The sequence below is a fragment of the Lactobacillus gallinarum genome (assembly GCF_002160635.1).
GTDB lineage: Bacteria > Bacillota > Bacilli > Lactobacillales > Lactobacillaceae > Lactobacillus > Lactobacillus gallinarum.
In genome coordinates, this window is sequence record NZ_NFKZ01000002.1 from 1 (window position 1) to 16,182 (window position 16,182).

Consider the following 16,182-nt stretch of genomic DNA (forward strand, 5'->3'; position numbering starts at 1 on the left):
TTTCCGACTGAACAGTCGCTTGATACTTTTATTGGCATTCAAGCAATGAGTTACAATGACCGCTACTTCAACCGAATTCACAAAGGCTTTGGTCAGGTTCAGGACACCTTAGAATCTTATTTTGATTAAATAAAGAATAAAAAATCAATCTATGAGAAAGATCTATTTACACAAAAGATTTGACAGTTTCAAGTCTATTATTATTCACACTAAAGTATGATGTTTCATGAATGAGAGGTATATAAATGGACTGGACTATTATACAGCAGGCATTGCCAGCATATGGGCATGGCTTCGTTCTTACTGTTTGGCTCTCATTGGTTGGGATTATTGGCTCAATCATTGTTGGGGTCATTGCAAGTTTGCTGCAATACTTTAAGACCCCGATCTTAAGTCAGATTGCAACAGCTTATGTCGAATTAGCACGCAATACACCGCTTTTAATTCAACTTTTCTTTTTGTATTATGCATTTCCAGTAATTGGTTGGCGAATGTCATCAATTACTGCCGGAATTATCGGTTTGATTTTCCTTGGGGGAGGCTACATGGCTGAAGGGTTCACCGGTGGCTTCCAAGGGGTAACGGATAGTCAAATCAATTCTGGCGAAGCTTTAGGAATGAATCGCTTTCAATTAGCAAGATACGTTGTGTTCCCGCAAGGATTTGCCTTAAGTATGCCAGCTTTGGCAGCTAATGTGATTTTTCTTATTAAGGAAACATCTATCTTTACAGTGATTGCGATTCCAGAATTGACTAATACCGCATTGGACCTAATAGGAATGTATTACCGGTCTAACGAATATCTTTTAATGTTGGTTATCGGCTATGCGATTATTATGATTCCAGTAATTTTACTTTTAAACTGGCTAGAAAGGAGAGTTCGTTATGGCGCATTCGGGGATTAATGTCTTATTTAGCGGCAGCAACTTTGATCGGCTATTAGTTGGTTTATGGACCTCTATTTGGATTGCTGCTTTGTCAATTATCATTGGATTGCTTATTGGAACTATATTCGGTGTTCTTCGGACAATGCCGAATAAAATAATTCGTTGCATTTTAAGAGTCTACATGGAGATCTTTAGGATTTTACCTAGTGTAGTTCTACTTTATTTGGTTTATTATATTTTGCCTCGTAGCTTGCATATTAATTGGCCGGGTACTTGGATGGCAGTCTTAGCTTTTTCGCTTTGGGTAGCAGCAGAGTTCAGCGATATTGTTCGTGGGGCTTTGCAATCCGTGCCATTAGCTCAAAAGGAAAGTGGCTTGGCATTGGGTTTGAGTAAGATGCAGCTTTTCTTGTATGTTTTGTTACCTCAAGCATTCAAATTAGAGTTGCCAGCTACGATCAACTTAGCAACAAGAGTAATTAAAACAACTTCTATTTTAATGTTGATCAGTGTAATGGATGTTATCAATGTGGGACAACAAATTATTGAAGCAAATAATCAAAAATTCCCAACAGGTGTTTTCTGGGTTTATGGTTTGATTTTCTTCTTTTACTTTATCCTGGATTATCCTTTATCAGTATGGGCAAAGAGTTTAATGGCAAAGCAAAAATAGGTGAGAAAAATGACTGAAGAAATTTTAAAAGTGGAACATCTAAACAAGTTTTATGGTGACTGGCAAGCACTTCACGATATTAGCTTTAATTTGAAAAAGGGTGAAGTTTTGGCGATTCTGGGTCCCTCAGGTTCAGGTAAATCAACACTCTTAAGAACACTGAATGGTTTGGAAAATTATAAAAATGGTGAGATTGTCTTTCATGGTAAAAAGGTCCAGTCCTCTCCAAAAGAATGGCAAGCTATTCGACAAAAGATTGGCATGGTTTTTCAATCATATGATCTTTTTCCAAACCTAACAGTAATGCAAAATATTCTTTTGGCACCTACAAAGGTCCAAAAACGGGATCGAGCAGAAGTAGAACAAGAAACACATCATTTGTTAAAACGGGTAAATATGGATCAATATGCTGACACGTATCCTCGAGAATTATCTGGTGGTCAACAACAAAGAGTGGCAATTGTCCGTACTTTAGCTATGAAGCCTGAAGTTATTCTACTTGATGAAATTACTGCATCTCTTGACCCTGAAATGGTTCGTGGTATTGAAGATATTGTTAAAAAACTTTCAGAAAATGATCATATGACAATGATTTTAGTTACTCACCAAATGAACTTTGCTAAACGTGTCGCTGATCAAGTCCTCTTTTTGGAAAAAGGCAGGATTATTGAGAAAACTCCTTGTGAACAGTTCTTTACTGAACCACAATCTGAAAGAGCTCAGCAATTCCTCACTGATATGGACTTCTAGGGGGATGAAACTATGAGTGGACGAAAGATATTCAACACTATTATTAGTGTAATTGCCGCTGTCGTAGTGTTAGCTTCAGCTTATATGGGTTTAACTAAACCATATCTAGCTCGTTCTGCTGGTGGTAGCGGTTGGAGTAACAATAATAGTGTGACTCAAATTAAGCGTCGAGGTTATATTCGAATTGGTGTTTATGGCGACTTACCACCATATGGTTGGGTTAACTCTCAAGGTAAACGGGTTGGTTTTGATTTGCGACTTGCACGAGAATTAGCTAAAGAATTAGGTGTGAAACCACGATTTACCCAACTTAACGGAAATAACCGGGTTGACGCATTGAATTCTAATAAAGTAGATATGGTCTTAGCCAACTTTACCAAGACTCCAGAAAGAGCAGAAGTAGTAGATTTTGCCCATCCTTACATGAAAGTATCAACTGGTGTCGTTTCACCTAAGAGTCACCCGATTACCAGTGAAAAGCAATTGCGAGGGAAACAATTGATTCTTTTGAAAGGATCAACGGGTGAAAACTACTTTGCTAAGCGTCCTGGAACAAAGCTTTTACGTTTTGATTCAGAAACCCAGCAATTTAATGCAATGAAAAATAAGCGAGGAGCTGCATTAGCTGATGATAACTCCTACTTATATGCCTGGATTAAAAAGAATCCGCAATATGTAGTAGGAATTAGATCAATTGGTCCTCACCAATTTATTGCACCTGCTGTTAAGAAGGGTAACAAATCTTTATTGAAGTGGACTAATAAACAAATCAATCGTTTGACTGCTGAAGGTTTCTTCAAGAAAGATTACCAAATTGAACTTAAACCATACTTTGGTAAAGGAATTGTGCCTAGCGACATTTTATTAAAGTAAATCAAAAATGAAAAGAGAAGTAATTCAAACTTGGAATTACTTCTCTTTATTCTATGCCAAAGTATTTTTTAGCCGCGTCGCTCATCTTATTAGGTAACCAGACCGGGTACCAAACGAATTCTACGTCAACATTTTTAACTTCCTCGACTTGTCCAACTTCTTTTCAAAGATTTCATCTGGGGTATGATATGCTAAGATCTTTCTCGGCAGTAAATTGCACCAGGTTTCAATATTAATGATGTCTTGAAGATGTCGTTCCAGTGCTCGCTGTATTGTTTTTGAAGCGTTCTAAAAGCATGCATGACACTGGCAGCGGTCTTATCGATCGTTGATCTCTTGTGGACGTTCTTCAATGCTTCGGCCAGGCTTTCTCTTATTTTTGCGGATGCGATGAATTTTAGTGTTGCGTTTTAACTTTTCGGGCAAATCACAGTTTCTGATATCCATTAATCCTTGTTCGACATAGTTATACAGGGTTCTAGTACAAACCGTTTGATTACTAGAAAATTCTCCTATAGCCAAACTGCGATTGGCACATACATCAAGCGACCAGTCGTCTTCAGAGAAATGCTTGTTAACATATTCGATAAAATCAGATTTCTTCAAGAAGCCTGATTTGCGGCCACAATGGTATCGATTAGCCTGATAAACGCTTTGACCGTGATCAGCCTTGTACCGCCTCTGTTTGCCATGATAAAGAGAAACAGTACCGCGTTTGACTTCATAGCTGATGGTAGACGGGGAACAACCAAGTTCACGTGCAATAAGCCGTCTTTGATACGAGTTTGGATAATAACCCGCTCTTCGAATGATAAGTGTTTGCCTTTAATGCGCTGATTCATGGTAGAATATAAAGAGTCCATTTGTGACCTCCAATAGAAGTTTTTGTGGTTATTAACATTCTATCAAACAGGTCCGAATGGACTTTTTATTTTTTATCAAGTGTTCAATTTAATTTTACAATCGGCGTAATTAAAAATCATGAATTGGAGGGGAAAATATGAATGAGGTGATTTTGCCGCGCAAACGCTGGCAACAGATCTTTAACGTGCAAATGATTTTTGCACTAATCGTAACAATTTTAGAAATGATTCCTAAGCGAGGACACACTGCAGGTAATATTTTTCAGTTAGTATTCTTATGCTTAGTCATTGGTTTAAATTTTTACGTTCAATTTAAGCGTAAAAATCCTAGCAAGCTTAATCATGAGATTACTCGCTGGATAACTCTCTGGCTGTTTAGCGGTTATTTCATTGATGTCTGGTTGGCAACGGGTAATTATTTATTACTTTTCAAACTTCTTGCCCCAAGCCCATGGGTCTTCGTGCCAAGTCTTCAATACATCGTATTGTTCACTAGAGATATGACCTGATTCATTTTCCTTCTTAAGAACTTCTGGGTAAGAAAGAAGTGGAGCATATTTAACGCCGCTCTTGGCAAAGTTTTCTTTTGCGTCTGGCAAGTAGTAGGTGAAGATTGAAGATACGCCGATTACGTTGCCACCGTCTTTTTCAGTTGCCTTAACAGCGTTCAAAACTGAGCCACCAGTAGTGATTAAGTCGTCAATTAAAACGATCTTGTCGTCTTTTGAAAAGCAACCTTCGATTTGACGGCCCTTGCCATGATCCTTTGGTTTTGGACGAACGTAGATCATTGGCAAATGAAGCTTGTCAGCAACCCAAGCTGCGTGAGGGATGCCGGCAGTTGCAACACCACCGATAATGGTTGCTTCAGGGAATTCCTTGGCAATCAAGTTGGCTAAATCGCTGGCAATCATGTCGCGTAATTCTGGGTAAGATACAGTCAAACGCAAGTCAGTGTAGATTGGTGAAAGCATCCCACTTGCATAGGTAAATGGTTTGTCAGGTGAGATAGTGATGATTTTTTCTTGGATAAGTTGAGAAATAATTTGATCTTTATGCATTTTAATTAAACTCCTTCTTGATTGCTTCATAAGCAGCTTCTGGATCACTGGCTAAAGTGATAGGGCGGCCAACGACGATTGCGCTTGAACCCCATTCCTTAGCATCTGCTGGTGTTGCAACTCTTGATTGGTCATCCTTGGCGTTGCCCTTTGGACGAATACCAGGAGTTACGTACAGGAAGTCATCACCGATTGCTTCGTGCAATTCTTTGACTTCAAGTGGTGAACAGATAACGCCATCTGCACCAGCAGCTTTTGCCATCTTGGCCAGGCTGAGTACTTGTTTGTCCATTGATAAAGAACAGTTTTGTTCGTGAGCTAAAACTTCGTCTGAAATTGAAGTCAATTCAGTTACGGCTAAAAGTTCTGGTACGCTGTGACTAGCAGGTGTTCCTGCAATTAAACCATCTTTAGCGGCCTTGATCATTTGGCTGCCACCAAGTGCGTGAACCGTAGTAAAGGTGATGCCGAGTTTTGCCAAAGCCTTTGCACCGTTATAAACAGTGTTTGGAATGTCATGCATCTTAAGGTCTAAGAAGATCTTGTAGCCTTGATCAGCTAATTTTTTAACTACATCAATGCCGGCATTATAGAACAATTCCATGCCAACTTTGATAAAAACATTTTCCGGTTTGCCGAGTTTTGCCAAAATTTCGTGTAATTTTTCTTCATTGTCCAAATCGAGGGCAACGATAACAGGTCTAGTCATTTTTCCTCCACAAAAAAAGTCTATACGTGGCGCAGAGAGACACCAGGTATAGACTTTCCCCAGATAATTTAAGTCAATATTTTGAACTTGCGGTCTCTCTGTACCGTTTAAAGTTTGATCAAAACGAAGTTTAACACCATCGAAAATAAAATACAAATAAAATTTTAGACTTTTAAAAATCAAAAAAGGCGTGTACAATCTGTTCTAAAAAATAAGCGAATGTCCGTGAGCATTCATTTTTGGAGGAAAATTATGACAAATACACGCGTAAAGTTACCAGGATTAAATTTGAAGAACCCGGTGATGCCAGCAAGTGGTACCTTTGGTTTTGGCGATGTGCCAGCAGCTAAGAAGTTCGATTTGAATGACTTAGGTGCAATGGTAATTAAGACAACCACGCCACACGCAACAACAGGTAATCCGCAACCTCAGATCGCTGTTTTAGACGATGGGGTACTTAACTCAGTTGGTTTAACTAATCCTGGTGTTGACGCAGTAATTAGTGAAAAATTAACACCGCTTAGAAAGCAATATCCAGACTTGCCAATTATGGCTAGTGTGGGTGGCGACAGTGAAGATGACTATGTTGAAGTTGCAAAGAAGTTATCTGTTTCAGGATTAGTCAACGCACTAGAGATCAACGTTTCTTGCCCTAACGTTGATCGCGGCGGCATGAGTTTTGGTGTGCATCCCGACGTAGTTGAAGAATTAACCAAAAAAATCAAAAACGTGGTTAACGTTCCAATCTACGTCAAATTAACGCCAAACGTAACTGATGTCGTTACTATCGCAAAAGCTGCCGAAAAGGGCGGTGCAGATGGTATTTCCATGATCAACACTTTGCTTGGCATGGAAATCGATGTGAAAACTAGAAAGCCAGTCCTTGGTCACAACATGGGCGGTTTGTCAGGTGAAGCTGTGAGACCGGTTGCTCTTCGCATGATTGCGCAGGTTCACCAAGCAGTCGATTTACCAATCATTGGTATGGGTGGAATTAGCTCAGCTGAAGACGTCGTTAAATTCATGCTTGCCGGTGCAAGTGCCGTAGCAGTAGGTACTGCACACTTCCACGACAGCATCGCATCCAAGCATATCGCTGATAGTTTACCTGCAGAACTTGAAGAATTAGGCGTCGATGATATCAATGATTTAGTTGGACAAGTTAAACTCAATTAATCCCTTGACAAACGCTGTCATTTACAGTAACTTTAAAGCAATAAATGTCCTTTAAAATTAGTCCCGTGAGGCTAGCAAGGCAGGCTTAAATTAAGTTTCGACTTTACAGAAAGCTCCTAGTCTCAGAGAAGAATGGGAGCTTTTTTAATGGGCAAAAATTAGGAGGCTATTAAATTGGCAAAAGAAATTTGGGATGCACTTGCAATGAAGCGTGCGCTTACGCGTATTACTTACGAAATCATCGAACAAAATAAGGGTACCGATGATCTAGTATTAGTTGGAATTAAGACGCGTGGCGTTTACTTGGCTAACCGCATCCATGACAGAATTCAAAAACTTGAAGGTGTTGATGTTCCAGTTGGTCAACTTGACATCACCCTTTACCGTGATGATCGTCATGATGCATCCTTAAAGCAAGATCCAGTTGTTAACTCTGATCAAGTTGGTGTTAACATCGATGACAAGCACGTTGTCTTGATCGACGATGTTATTTACACTGGTAGAACAATTAGAGCTGCGATGGATGCTTTGATGCACGTTGGTCGACCAAGTTCGATCAGAGTGGCAGTTTTGGTTGACCGTGGTCACCGTGAATTGCCAATCCGTGCCGACTTTGTTGGTAAAAACATTCCAACTTCTGCCGACGAACAAGTCGCTGTTAATGTAGTTGAAAAGGACGGCAAAGATTCAGTTGAATTGAAGGCTTTGCCAAAATAAAAAATAGAAAAAGTAAATAATTCAACCATTTAATTGACTCCAGAGAGGGCCAGAAGGGTTGCTTAGTTTTTCGTATACAAAAGTGCGAAGAAAAAGCCTGGAGCAATTAAATGCTTCAGGCTTTTTTGATAGAAAGAATAGAAAATGGAAAATTTAAATCTTGTCAGTTTACCACATTTTGTTAGTGTTGAAAATTTGCATGTCGATGAAGTTGAAGCTTTAATCAAACGAGCTGAATACTTCAAAAAGGGCGGCGCAACACCTCGCTTAACTAAGCCGGTTTACGTAACCAACATGTTTTTCGAAGACTCAAGCAGAACGCATACGAGTTTTGAAATGGCTGAAAGAAAATTGGGCTTAACAGTTATCCCATTTGATCCAGCTCACTCATCTGTTAACAAAGGTGAAACTTTATACGACACTTCATTAATCATGAACGCTTTGGGCGTCGATCTTGAAGTGATCCGCCACTCACAAAATGAATACTACAACGATTTGATCAACTTGAAAGAACACCAACACTTAAACATCGGTGTGATCAACGCAGGTGATGGCAGCGGCCAACACCCAAGTCAATGTATGCTCGACATGATGACTATTCACGAACACTTCGGCCACTTTAAGGGCTTGAAGGTAGCCATCGTCGGCGACATCACTAACTCAAGAGTGGCTAAGAGTAACATGGAACTTCTTACTAGATTAGGTGCAGAAGTTTACTTCTCAGGTCCAAGCTACTGGTACGACAAAAAATTTGATAAATACGGTAAGTATGAAGAATTAGATAAATTAATCCCTGACATGGATGTCATGATGCTTTTAAGAGTACAACATGAACGTCACGCAGGTGATCCTAATGAAAAGAAATTTGATGCTAAAGCTTACCATGAAAAATACGGCATCAACCATAAACGCTACAACGAATTAAAGCCTGACACAATCATCATGCATCCAGGTCCAATCAACCACGACGTTGAACTTAGCGGTGACTTGGTAGAAAGCGACAAGTGCATGTTTGTCCGTCAAATGCAAAATGGTGTATTTATGAGAATGGCCATGATTGAAGCAGTATTACGCGGAAGAAAGCTCGGAGGTCTCGAATAATGACAACAGTAATTAAGAACGGTACCGTTTATCAAAATGGTCACTTAGTTAAAGCAGACGTTTTAATTGAAAATGACAAAATTAAGGCAATCGGTACTGATTTAACAGGCGATAAAGTAATTGATACCAAAGGCAAGTTGGTCAGCCCAGGTTTAGTTGATGTCCACGTTCACTACCGTGATCCTGGTCAAACATATAAGGAAGATATTAGAACAGGTAGTGAAGCAGCTGCCCGCGGCGGCTTTACCACAGTAGGTGCTATGCCTAACGTAACTCCTGTGCCTAACACTCCAGAATTAATGGAGAAAATGGTTGAGGAAAACAAGGAAAAAGGCGTAGTTCACATTTTCCAATATGGTCCAATCACCAATGATGAGACAACCGATGTCATTCCTGACTATGCAGCCTTGAAAAAAGCTGGTGCCTTTGCTTTGAGTAACGATGGCCACGGTGTACAAACAGCTCAAACCATGTACTTGGCTATGCAAAAAGCTAAGGAAAATAACTTGATCGTTGCGACCCACGCACAAGACGATTCACTCTTTAATCACGGTACCGTTAACGCAGGTAAGACTGCAGAAAGATTGAACTTACCACCTGTCACTGAACTTGCTGAAACCACGCAGATTGCTCGTGACTTGCTCTTGGCTCAAAAGACTGGCGTTCACTACCATATCTGCCACGTTTCAACTAAGACTAGCGTTGAACTTGTCCGCATGGCAAAGGCTCGCGGAATCAATGTTACTTGTGAAGTTGCTCCTCACCACATTCTTTTAACTGGTGACGATATTCCAAAAGACAACGGCTACTTCAAGATGAATCCACCACTAAGAACTAAGGAAGATCAAGCAGCACTTTTAGTAGGACTTCTTGATGGCACAATTGATCTGATTGCTACTGACCATGCGCCTCATGCTAAGAAAGAAAAGCAAGGCGGAATGAAAGGTGCGGCTTTTGGTATCACAGGTAGTGAAACTGCTTTCAGTACGCTATATACTAAGTTTGTAAAAAACGAAAAGGTCTTTACTCTCGAACAATTATTGTCATGGCTTAGCGATAGACCAGCTAAGACCTTTGGTCTTAAAGACGCCGGCGTTCTTGAACCAGGCAAGCCAGCTGATATCGCAATCTTTGATTTGGAACATGAAAAAGAAATCAAGGAAGCAGACTTCAAGTCTAAGGGAGTTAACACTCCATTTACTGGTCATAAGGTTTATGGCTCAACTGTGATGACAATGGTTGATGGTAAGGTTGTATACCAGGAAGGAGCAGAGTAAATGTCAATGCGCTATTTAATTTTAGAAGACGGCAGTGTTTATGCCGGTGAAGGCTTTGGCGCCGATCGTGAAACAACCGGTGAAGTTGTATTCACAACAGGGATGACCGGCTATCAAGAAGCAATTACTGATCAAAGTTATGCAGACCAAATTTTGGTTTTCACTAACCCATTGATCGGCAACTACGGTATTACCTTAGCCGACTATGAATCACTTGAACCAAAGATCAAGGGCGTGATTTGCCACCAAGTTGCCCGCCATCCGGACAACTGGAGAATGCAAACAACTTTGCCTAAGTTCTTAGAGCATTTGGATATCCCAGGTATTCAAGGAATTGATACCCGTGCCTTAGTTAAAAAGCTCCGTGTTCACGGTACTTTAAGAGGTAAGATTGTAGATTCTAAGGAAGATGCAGAAAAGATCACCAAGATTTTACAAACTGAAAATGTAACTCAAGGCATAATCAGCCGCGTATCAACTAAGAGTCCATATCCGGTTCCAGGTTCAAAGCGCAACATCGTAGTGATCGACTTTGGTATCAAGCACAGTATTTTACGTGAACTTGCCGAACGTGACTGTAACTGTATCGTCTTGCCATATACTGCAACTGCTGAAGAAGTCTTAAACCTTCATCCAGATGGTGTTCTTCTTTCAAACGGCCCTGGTGACCCAGAAGAAATGGCCGCAAATGGTGCTACAAACATGGTTCGTGAAGTAGAAAAATATGTGCCATTGATGGGTATTTGTATGGGACACCAAGTCTTTGCTTTAGCCAACGGCGCTAATACCTACAAGATGAAGTTCGGTCACCGTGGTTTCAACCATCCAGTTCGTGAAATTGCTACGGGCAACATCGGCTTTACTTCACAAAACCACGGCTATGCTGTAGATGCTGACTCAGTTGATAAAGACAACTTAATGATTACTCACGTTGAAGTAAACGACGGTACTGTTGAAGGTCTTCGCCACAAAAAGTATCCAGCATTTTCAGTACAGTTCCACCCAGATGCAACTCCAGGACCACACGATGAGGTTTCACTATTTGATGACTTTATGTCAATGATTGACCAAAGAAAGGAAGAAGAGCGTCATGCCTAAGAGAAAAGATATTCATAAGATTATGGTGATTGGTTCTGGTCCAATTATTATTGGTCAGGCCGCAGAATTCGACTATTCTGGTACTCAGGCTTGTTTGGCTCTTCGCGAAGAAGGTTACGAAGTTGTTTTGGTTAACTCCAACCCAGCAACTATCATGACTGATACGACAATCGCTGACAAAGTCTACATTGAACCTTTGACTGTTGGATCAATTTCAAGAATCATTCGTCAAGAATACCCAGATGCTATTTTGCCAACCTTGGGTGGTCAAGTAGGTTTAAATATGGCATTAGCTCTTGCAAAAACTGGTATCTTGGATGAACTTCACATTGAACTTTTGGGTACTAAGCTTGATTCAATTGAACAAGCTGAAGACCGTGAGAAGTTCAAGGAATTATGTAAGAAGTTAGGCGAACCTGTGCCACCATCAAAGACTGTTAATACAGTTAAAGATGCTTTGGCATTTGGTGACGAAATCGGCTACCCAATCATTGTACGTCCTGCCTTCACAATGGGTGGTACTGGTGGTGGTATTTGTCACAACCGTGAAGAATTAGCTGAAATTGCAAAGAACGGTTTGGAACTTTCACCAGTAACTGAATGTTTGATTGAAAAATCCATTGCTGGTTACAAGGAAATCGAATTTGAAGTAATGCGTGACCACGATGACAATGCGATGATAGTCTGCTGTATGGAAAACTTCGATCCAGTTGGTATTCACACCGGTGACTCAATTGTCTTCTCACCAAGTCAAACCTTGTCAGACAAGGAATACCAAATGCTTCGTGATTGTTCACTCCGTTTGATTCGTGCGCTTAAGATTGAAGGGGGATGTAACGTACAGCTTGCCCTTGATCCTAACAGCTTTAACTATGACGTTATCGAAGTTAATCCAAGAGTTTCTAGATCAAGTGCCTTGGCTTCAAAGGCTACTGGTTATCCAATTGCTAAGATGGCTGCCAAGATTGCTATTGGTATGACTTTGGACGAAATCAAGAACCCTGTAACTGGTACTACTTATGCCGAATTTGAACCAGCTCTTGATTATGTTGTCTGCAAGATCCCTCGCTGGCCATTCGATAAGTTCCCTAAGGCTGACAGAGTTTTAGGTACTCAAATGAAGGCTACCGGTGAAGTTATGGCCATCGGTAGAACTGCAGAAGAAGCTATGCAAAAGGCTGTTAGATCTCTTGAAATCGATGAAAAGGATCTTTACTCTGAAGAAGCTCATGTAGCTAGTGATGATAAGCTTGAACAAAAACTAGTAAAAGCACAAGACGACCGTTTATTCTACTTAGCTGAAGCATTCAGACGTGGCTATACATTGGAAGATGTGCATGAATTAACTAAGATTAACTTCTACTTCTTGGATATCGTAAAGCACATGGTCGAAATGGAAAAGACTTTGCAAGAAAACAAAGACGATGTAGATACACTGCGCCTTGCTAAGAAATACGGCTTCAGCGATCCAACCATTGCCAACTTGTGGGGCGAAACCGCAGATGATGTAAGAAACTTCAGAAAAGCTAACGGCATCATTCCAGTCTACAAGATGGTTGATACCTGTGCCGCAGAATTTGAATCAAAGACCCCATACTTCTACTCAACTTATGATGCAGAAAACGAATCACATAAGTCAGGTAAGAAATCAGTTGTCGTAATTGGTTCAGGCCCAATCAGAATCGGTCAAGGTGTAGAATTTGACTACGCAACTGTTCACTGTGTTAAGGCTTTACAAAAGATGGGTTATGAAGCTATTGTTATTAACTCAAACCCTGAGACTGTTTCAACTGACTTCTCAGTCTCTGACAAGCTTTACTTTGAACCATTGACTCTTGAAGATGTTTTGAACGTCTGTGACTTGGAAAAGCCAGTAGGTACAATCGTTCAATTCGGTGGTCAAACTTCAATCAACTTGGCAGCTGGTCTTGAAAAGCATGGCGTTAAGATCTTGGGTACCGAGGTTAAGGACGTTAACCGTGCAGAAGACCGTGAGTTATTCGATGAAATCATCAAGGACTTGAAGCTTAACCAACCAAAGGGTTTAACTGCAACTACTCACGAAGGCGTTATCGAAGCTGCAGAAAAATTAGGCTACCCAGTTTTGGTTCGTCCAAGTTATGTCTTGGGTGGTAAGGCAATGGAAATTGTCTACAGCAAGGATGAACTTGAAGAATACTTGCAAGACCACGTAGATATTGCGGCTGATCACCCGATCTTGGTCGATGACTACTTGGATGGTCGTGAATGTGATGTTGATGCGATCTGTGACGGTAAGGATGTGCTTTTACCAGGTATTATGGAACACATCGAACACGCTGGTGTTCACTCAGGTGACTCAATGGCAGTTTACCCACCACAAACCTTCACTGAAGAAGTTAAGGAAAAGATTACCGACGTAACTAGAAAATTGGCTTTGACTCTGAACTGTAAGGGAATTATGAACATCCAGTTTATTGTGCGCGATGGGGATGTCTATGTAATTGAGGTAAATCCGCGAGCAAGTAGAACTGTTCCATTCTTGAGTAAGATTACTGGTATTGAAATGGCTCAAGTTGCTACGCGTGTAATTATGGGTGAAACCTTGGCTGAACAAGGCTACAGTGATGGCTTGGCACCAGAACCTGATATGATCTCAGTTAAGGCACCAGTCTTCAGCTTTAGTAAGTTAGCTGATGTTGACTCATACCTTGGACCAGAAATGAAATCAACTGGTGAAGTAATGGGTAGTGATCATACTTTTGCCAAGGCATTATACAAGGCATTTGCGGGTGCTAAGATGAAACTACCTGAGAATGGCAATGTTCTTCTTACTATTGAAGATAGAGATAAAGAAAAGATTTTGCCAATTGCGAAGCGCTTTGCACGAATTGGTTACAGAATCTTTGCAACTAAGGGTACAGCCAACTTCCTTAAAAAGAACGACTTGCACGTAGAACTCGTGACGAAAGTACATGATGATGAGCATGCTGACGATAACATCCTGAACGAATTACGCGATGGTCAAATTGATTTAGTGATCAATACGATGGGACATGATATTGAAAAGAATTCAGATGGCTTCATTATTAGACAAATGGCAATCCAACAAAACGTTCCGTTATTAACAGCTTTGGACACTGCGGATGCCTTGCTTAAATCGCTAGAAAATATATCATTTGCGACTAAGAGTTTGGATTAAAGGTAAATAAGAAGTAAAAAAGATGATCGAAAGATCATCTTTTTTAACTCGCACTTGTTTTTCGTTTGCAACGTATCCGCTTTCATTGATACAATGCTCCTTGTAACTTTTTTACAAATATAGGGGAGAAAAATAATGAGTTATTTATTTCTATTCATTCCAGCAATCGGCTGGGGACTTATGCCGATGTTCGTTGCTGGGGTCAAGAAGAGTAACATTTACCACCAAATTTTAGGTACTGTGCTCGGTGCATTTATCTTTGGTGCTGTAATGACTCTCATTAAACGTCCAACATTTGATGGCACAACATTTATGTTAGCAATGCTTGCTGGAGCTGCCTGGGTAATTGGTCAGGTCGGACAGTATTACAGTTATTCTAAAGTTGGTGTTTCTGAAACAATGCCAATTTCAACCGGTTTGCAATTAATTGGTGTACCACTTGTCGGAGTATTAATCTTCAGCGAATGGGCAAGTACACAATCTAAGATCTTTGGTTTCTTAGGAATTTTGGCCTTGATTATCGGTGTTGCATGTACTTCATTGACTGATAAGGGTACTGCCGAAGGTGGCAAGAAGAACCAAACAACTACTATGATCGTTTTGGTTTTGACTACTTTGGGTTACATCACATCAAGCTCAATTCCTAAGGCTTTGAAGGGCGATAACACCATGATTTTCTTCGGTGAAACCATTGGTATGTTGATCACCACTGTGATTTACTTACTTGCAACTAAGAAAATTGACGTTGTTAAAGAAAAGGAAAGCTACCAAGTTATTCCTGCAGGTTTGATTTATGCCGTAGCTGCACTTGCATATATCGTTTCAGTAAAGATGAACGGTGTTAACTTAGCTTTCGTCATGTCACAACTTTGCGTGGTTATTTCAACTCTTGGTGGTATCATCTTCTTACATGAACAAAAGACCAAGAAGGGTTACATCTATACTGCAATTGGTTTGGTATTAATTGTAGCTGGTGCTGTCTTAACTTCAGTATTTTAATAAATTGGCAACAGATGTCTAATTTAGATATCTGTTGCTTTTTTTATCTACTTAGTAAGCAAATGAATTAAAATAGTAAGAAACAAGAAAAGTAAAAGTTAGGAGCCTCTTCTATGAATGACAACGTTGTATATGTAATCTGTGCACGGCGATATGCTAAAAATGGTGAAGTAATTGAACAAAACGTCCATGTTTATAGTTCATATCAAAATGTGATTGCCGCCTTTAAGCCATTTTTAGATATGCCAAATAAAGAAGTACATATGAATGGCAAAGATGAAATGCTGCAAGTAAGAATCTATGATCCTGCTAATGAATTTTTGACTAGATATCGTTTCGATATCTATGAAAAGAAAATCGATAATTTCTTTCCAGGAGGAACGGAACATGTTTAATAAAGAAGAAGCGTTAAAAAAGTTAAGCGAAGAAGAATACAACGTTACCCAAAAAGCTGCGACCGAGTACCCTTTTACAGGAAAATATGATGATTTTTATGACAAAGGAATCTACGTTGATGTGGTGTCCGGTGAGCCGCTTTTCTCTAGTGAAGATAAATATGATGCAGGGTGCGGCTGGCCTAGCTTTACTAAACCGATTAAGAAATTGACATATCATCGTGATCAATCTCACGGAATGGAGCGAACAGAAGTGAAAAGCCCCGAAGCTGATTCACATTTGGGCCATGTCTTTACTGATGGACCAGTTGACAAAGGCGGATTGCGATACTGCATTAATTCGGCTGCGTTAAAATTTATTCCGTATGATAAGCTTGATCAGGCTGGATACGGAGAATATAAAAAAATATTTAAATAATAAA

Annotated in this window: 16 protein-coding genes and 3 pseudogenes; 15 read left to right on the top strand and 4 right to left on the bottom strand. The window is 40.1% G+C overall.

Going from position 1 to position 16,182, the window contains the following annotated elements:
• The 5 genes and pseudogenes from B5E95_RS01155 to B5E95_RS01175 form a co-directional block, all read left to right on the top strand.
• Positions 1-129: pseudogene (locus B5E95_RS01155) on the top strand (IS256 family transposase); the annotation flags it as partial.
• Between the two features lie 116 nt (positions 130-245).
• Positions 246-905, top strand: a complete 660-nt coding sequence (locus B5E95_RS01160; RefSeq protein WP_087235428.1) for an amino acid ABC transporter permease — start codon at positions 246-248, stop codon at positions 903-905.
• The gene (locus B5E95_RS01165; protein ID WP_013438314.1) at positions 886-1,560 is read left to right on the top strand and encodes an amino acid ABC transporter permease; all 675 of its coding nucleotides are present in this window, start codon (positions 886-888) and stop codon (positions 1,558-1,560) included. Before B5E95_RS01160 ends, B5E95_RS01165 begins: the two co-directional genes overlap by 20 nt.
• 9 nt (positions 1,561-1,569) lie before the next feature.
• Positions 1,570-2,310 (top strand): amino acid ABC transporter ATP-binding protein, encoded by a 741-nt coding sequence (locus B5E95_RS01170; RefSeq protein ID WP_087235429.1) that lies wholly within the window; start codon positions 1,570-1,572, stop codon positions 2,308-2,310.
• 12 nt (positions 2,311-2,322) lie between these two features.
• Positions 2,323-3,183, top strand: coding sequence for a transporter substrate-binding domain-containing protein (locus B5E95_RS01175; RefSeq protein ID WP_087235430.1), 861 nt, complete (start codon positions 2,323-2,325; stop codon positions 3,181-3,183).
• A 46-nt stretch (positions 3,184-3,229) separates the two neighbouring features.
• On the opposite strand, the pseudogene B5E95_RS10815 reads toward B5E95_RS01175, so the two are convergent.
• Together B5E95_RS10815 and B5E95_RS01185 are read right to left on the bottom strand one after the other, a co-directional pair.
• A pseudogene (locus B5E95_RS10815) lies at positions 3,230-3,340 on the bottom strand (DNA methyltransferase); the annotation flags it as partial.
• Positions 3,304-4,046, bottom strand: a pseudogene (locus tag B5E95_RS01185) (IS30 family transposase). The pseudogenes B5E95_RS10815 and B5E95_RS01185, both read right to left, overlap by 37 nt.
• A 137-nt stretch (positions 4,047-4,183) precedes the next feature.
• Here B5E95_RS01185 and B5E95_RS01190 point away from each other — a divergent pair.
• Positions 4,184-4,555, top strand: coding sequence for a hypothetical protein (locus tag B5E95_RS01190; protein WP_241146304.1), 372 nt, complete (start codon positions 4,184-4,186; stop codon positions 4,553-4,555).
• Here B5E95_RS01190 and pyrE read toward each other — a convergent pair.
• Both pyrE and pyrF read right to left on the bottom strand, forming a co-directional pair.
• Positions 4,469-5,107: an orotate phosphoribosyltransferase gene (gene pyrE, locus B5E95_RS01195; RefSeq protein ID WP_087235431.1), complete on the bottom strand. Its 639-nt coding sequence runs from the start codon at positions 5,105-5,107 to the stop codon at positions 4,469-4,471. The two genes, B5E95_RS01190 and pyrE, sit on opposite strands and share 87 nt — an antisense overlap.
• Before the next feature lies 1 nt (position 5,108).
• A complete protein-coding gene (gene pyrF, locus B5E95_RS01200; RefSeq protein WP_087235432.1) occupies positions 5,109-5,816 on the bottom strand; it encodes an orotidine-5'-phosphate decarboxylase in 708 nt (235 codons plus the stop codon).
• Between the two features lie 252 nt (positions 5,817-6,068).
• On the opposite strand from pyrF, the gene B5E95_RS01205 reads away from it, so the two are divergent.
• From B5E95_RS01205 to msrB, 9 genes are all read left to right on the top strand, one after another.
• The gene (locus B5E95_RS01205) at positions 6,069-6,992 is read left to right on the top strand and encodes a dihydroorotate dehydrogenase (protein WP_087235433.1); all 924 of its coding nucleotides are present in this window, start codon (positions 6,069-6,071) and stop codon (positions 6,990-6,992) included.
• 174 nt (positions 6,993-7,166) lie between these two features.
• Entirely contained in the window at positions 7,167-7,709 is a 543-nt protein-coding gene (pyrR, locus tag B5E95_RS01210; protein WP_025006322.1) for a bifunctional pyr operon transcriptional regulator/uracil phosphoribosyltransferase PyrR, read from the top strand.
• Between the two features lie 144 nt (positions 7,710-7,853).
• On the top strand, positions 7,854-8,810 hold the full coding sequence (locus B5E95_RS01215; RefSeq protein WP_056945465.1) for an aspartate carbamoyltransferase catalytic subunit: 957 nt from the start codon (positions 7,854-7,856) through the stop codon (positions 8,808-8,810).
• On the top strand, positions 8,810-10,087 hold the full coding sequence (locus B5E95_RS01220) for a dihydroorotase (protein ID WP_087235434.1): 1,278 nt from the start codon (positions 8,810-8,812) through the stop codon (positions 10,085-10,087). Before B5E95_RS01215 ends, B5E95_RS01220 begins: the two co-directional genes overlap by 1 nt.
• A 6-nt stretch (positions 10,088-10,093) precedes the next feature.
• Entirely contained in the window at positions 10,094-11,185 is a 1,092-nt protein-coding gene (locus B5E95_RS01225; RefSeq protein ID WP_087235473.1) for a carbamoyl phosphate synthase small subunit, read from the top strand.
• On the top strand, positions 11,178-14,366 hold the full coding sequence (gene carB, locus B5E95_RS01230; protein WP_087235435.1) for a carbamoyl-phosphate synthase large subunit: 3,189 nt from the start codon (positions 11,178-11,180) through the stop codon (positions 14,364-14,366). The genes B5E95_RS01225 and carB overlap by 8 nt, the downstream gene beginning before the upstream one ends.
• Positions 14,367-14,501: 135 nt before the next feature.
• Positions 14,502-15,365, top strand: coding sequence for a GRP family sugar transporter (locus B5E95_RS01235; RefSeq protein WP_087235436.1), 864 nt, complete (start codon positions 14,502-14,504; stop codon positions 15,363-15,365).
• Between the two features lie 113 nt (positions 15,366-15,478).
• Positions 15,479-15,760, top strand: coding sequence for a hypothetical protein (locus tag B5E95_RS01240; protein ID WP_056945464.1), 282 nt, complete (start codon positions 15,479-15,481; stop codon positions 15,758-15,760).
• On the top strand, positions 15,753-16,178 hold the full coding sequence (msrB, locus tag B5E95_RS01245; RefSeq protein ID WP_087176579.1) for a peptide-methionine (R)-S-oxide reductase MsrB: 426 nt from the start codon (positions 15,753-15,755) through the stop codon (positions 16,176-16,178). Before B5E95_RS01240 ends, msrB begins: the two co-directional genes overlap by 8 nt.
• Positions 16,179-16,182: the final 4 nt, after the last annotated feature.

Bases quoted from the DNA above. Each gene is read 5' to 3' on its own strand.
- B5E95_RS01160 (WP_087235428.1), top strand. From the start codon at position 246: ATGGACTGGACTATTATACAGCAGGCATTGCCAGCATATGGGCATGGC.
- B5E95_RS01165 (WP_013438314.1), top strand. From the start codon at position 886: ATGGCGCATTCGGGGATTAATGTCTTATTTAGCGGCAGCAACTTTGAT.
- B5E95_RS01170 (WP_087235429.1), top strand. From the start codon at position 1,570: ATGACTGAAGAAATTTTAAAAGTGGAACATCTAAACAAGTTTTATGGT.
- B5E95_RS01175 (WP_087235430.1), top strand. From the start codon at position 2,323: ATGAGTGGACGAAAGATATTCAACACTATTATTAGTGTAATTGCCGCT.
- B5E95_RS01190 (WP_241146304.1), top strand. From the start codon at position 4,184: ATGAATGAGGTGATTTTGCCGCGCAAACGCTGGCAACAGATCTTTAAC.
- pyrE (WP_087235431.1), bottom strand. From the start codon at position 5,107: ATGCATAAAGATCAAATTATTTCTCAACTTATCCAAGAAAAAATCATC.
- pyrF (WP_087235432.1), bottom strand. From the start codon at position 5,816: ATGACTAGACCTGTTATCGTTGCCCTCGATTTGGACAATGAAGAAAAA.
- B5E95_RS01205 (WP_087235433.1), top strand. From the start codon at position 6,069: ATGACAAATACACGCGTAAAGTTACCAGGATTAAATTTGAAGAACCCG.
- B5E95_RS01215 (WP_056945465.1), top strand. From the start codon at position 7,854: ATGGAAAATTTAAATCTTGTCAGTTTACCACATTTTGTTAGTGTTGAA.
- B5E95_RS01220 (WP_087235434.1), top strand. From the start codon at position 8,810: ATGACAACAGTAATTAAGAACGGTACCGTTTATCAAAATGGTCACTTA.
- B5E95_RS01225 (WP_087235473.1), top strand. From the start codon at position 10,094: ATGCGCTATTTAATTTTAGAAGACGGCAGTGTTTATGCCGGTGAAGGC.
- carB (WP_087235435.1), top strand. From the start codon at position 11,178: ATGCCTAAGAGAAAAGATATTCATAAGATTATGGTGATTGGTTCTGGT.
- B5E95_RS01235 (WP_087235436.1), top strand. From the start codon at position 14,502: ATGAGTTATTTATTTCTATTCATTCCAGCAATCGGCTGGGGACTTATG.
- B5E95_RS01240 (WP_056945464.1), top strand. From the start codon at position 15,479: ATGAATGACAACGTTGTATATGTAATCTGTGCACGGCGATATGCTAAA.
- msrB (WP_087176579.1), top strand. From the start codon at position 15,753: ATGTTTAATAAAGAAGAAGCGTTAAAAAAGTTAAGCGAAGAAGAATAC.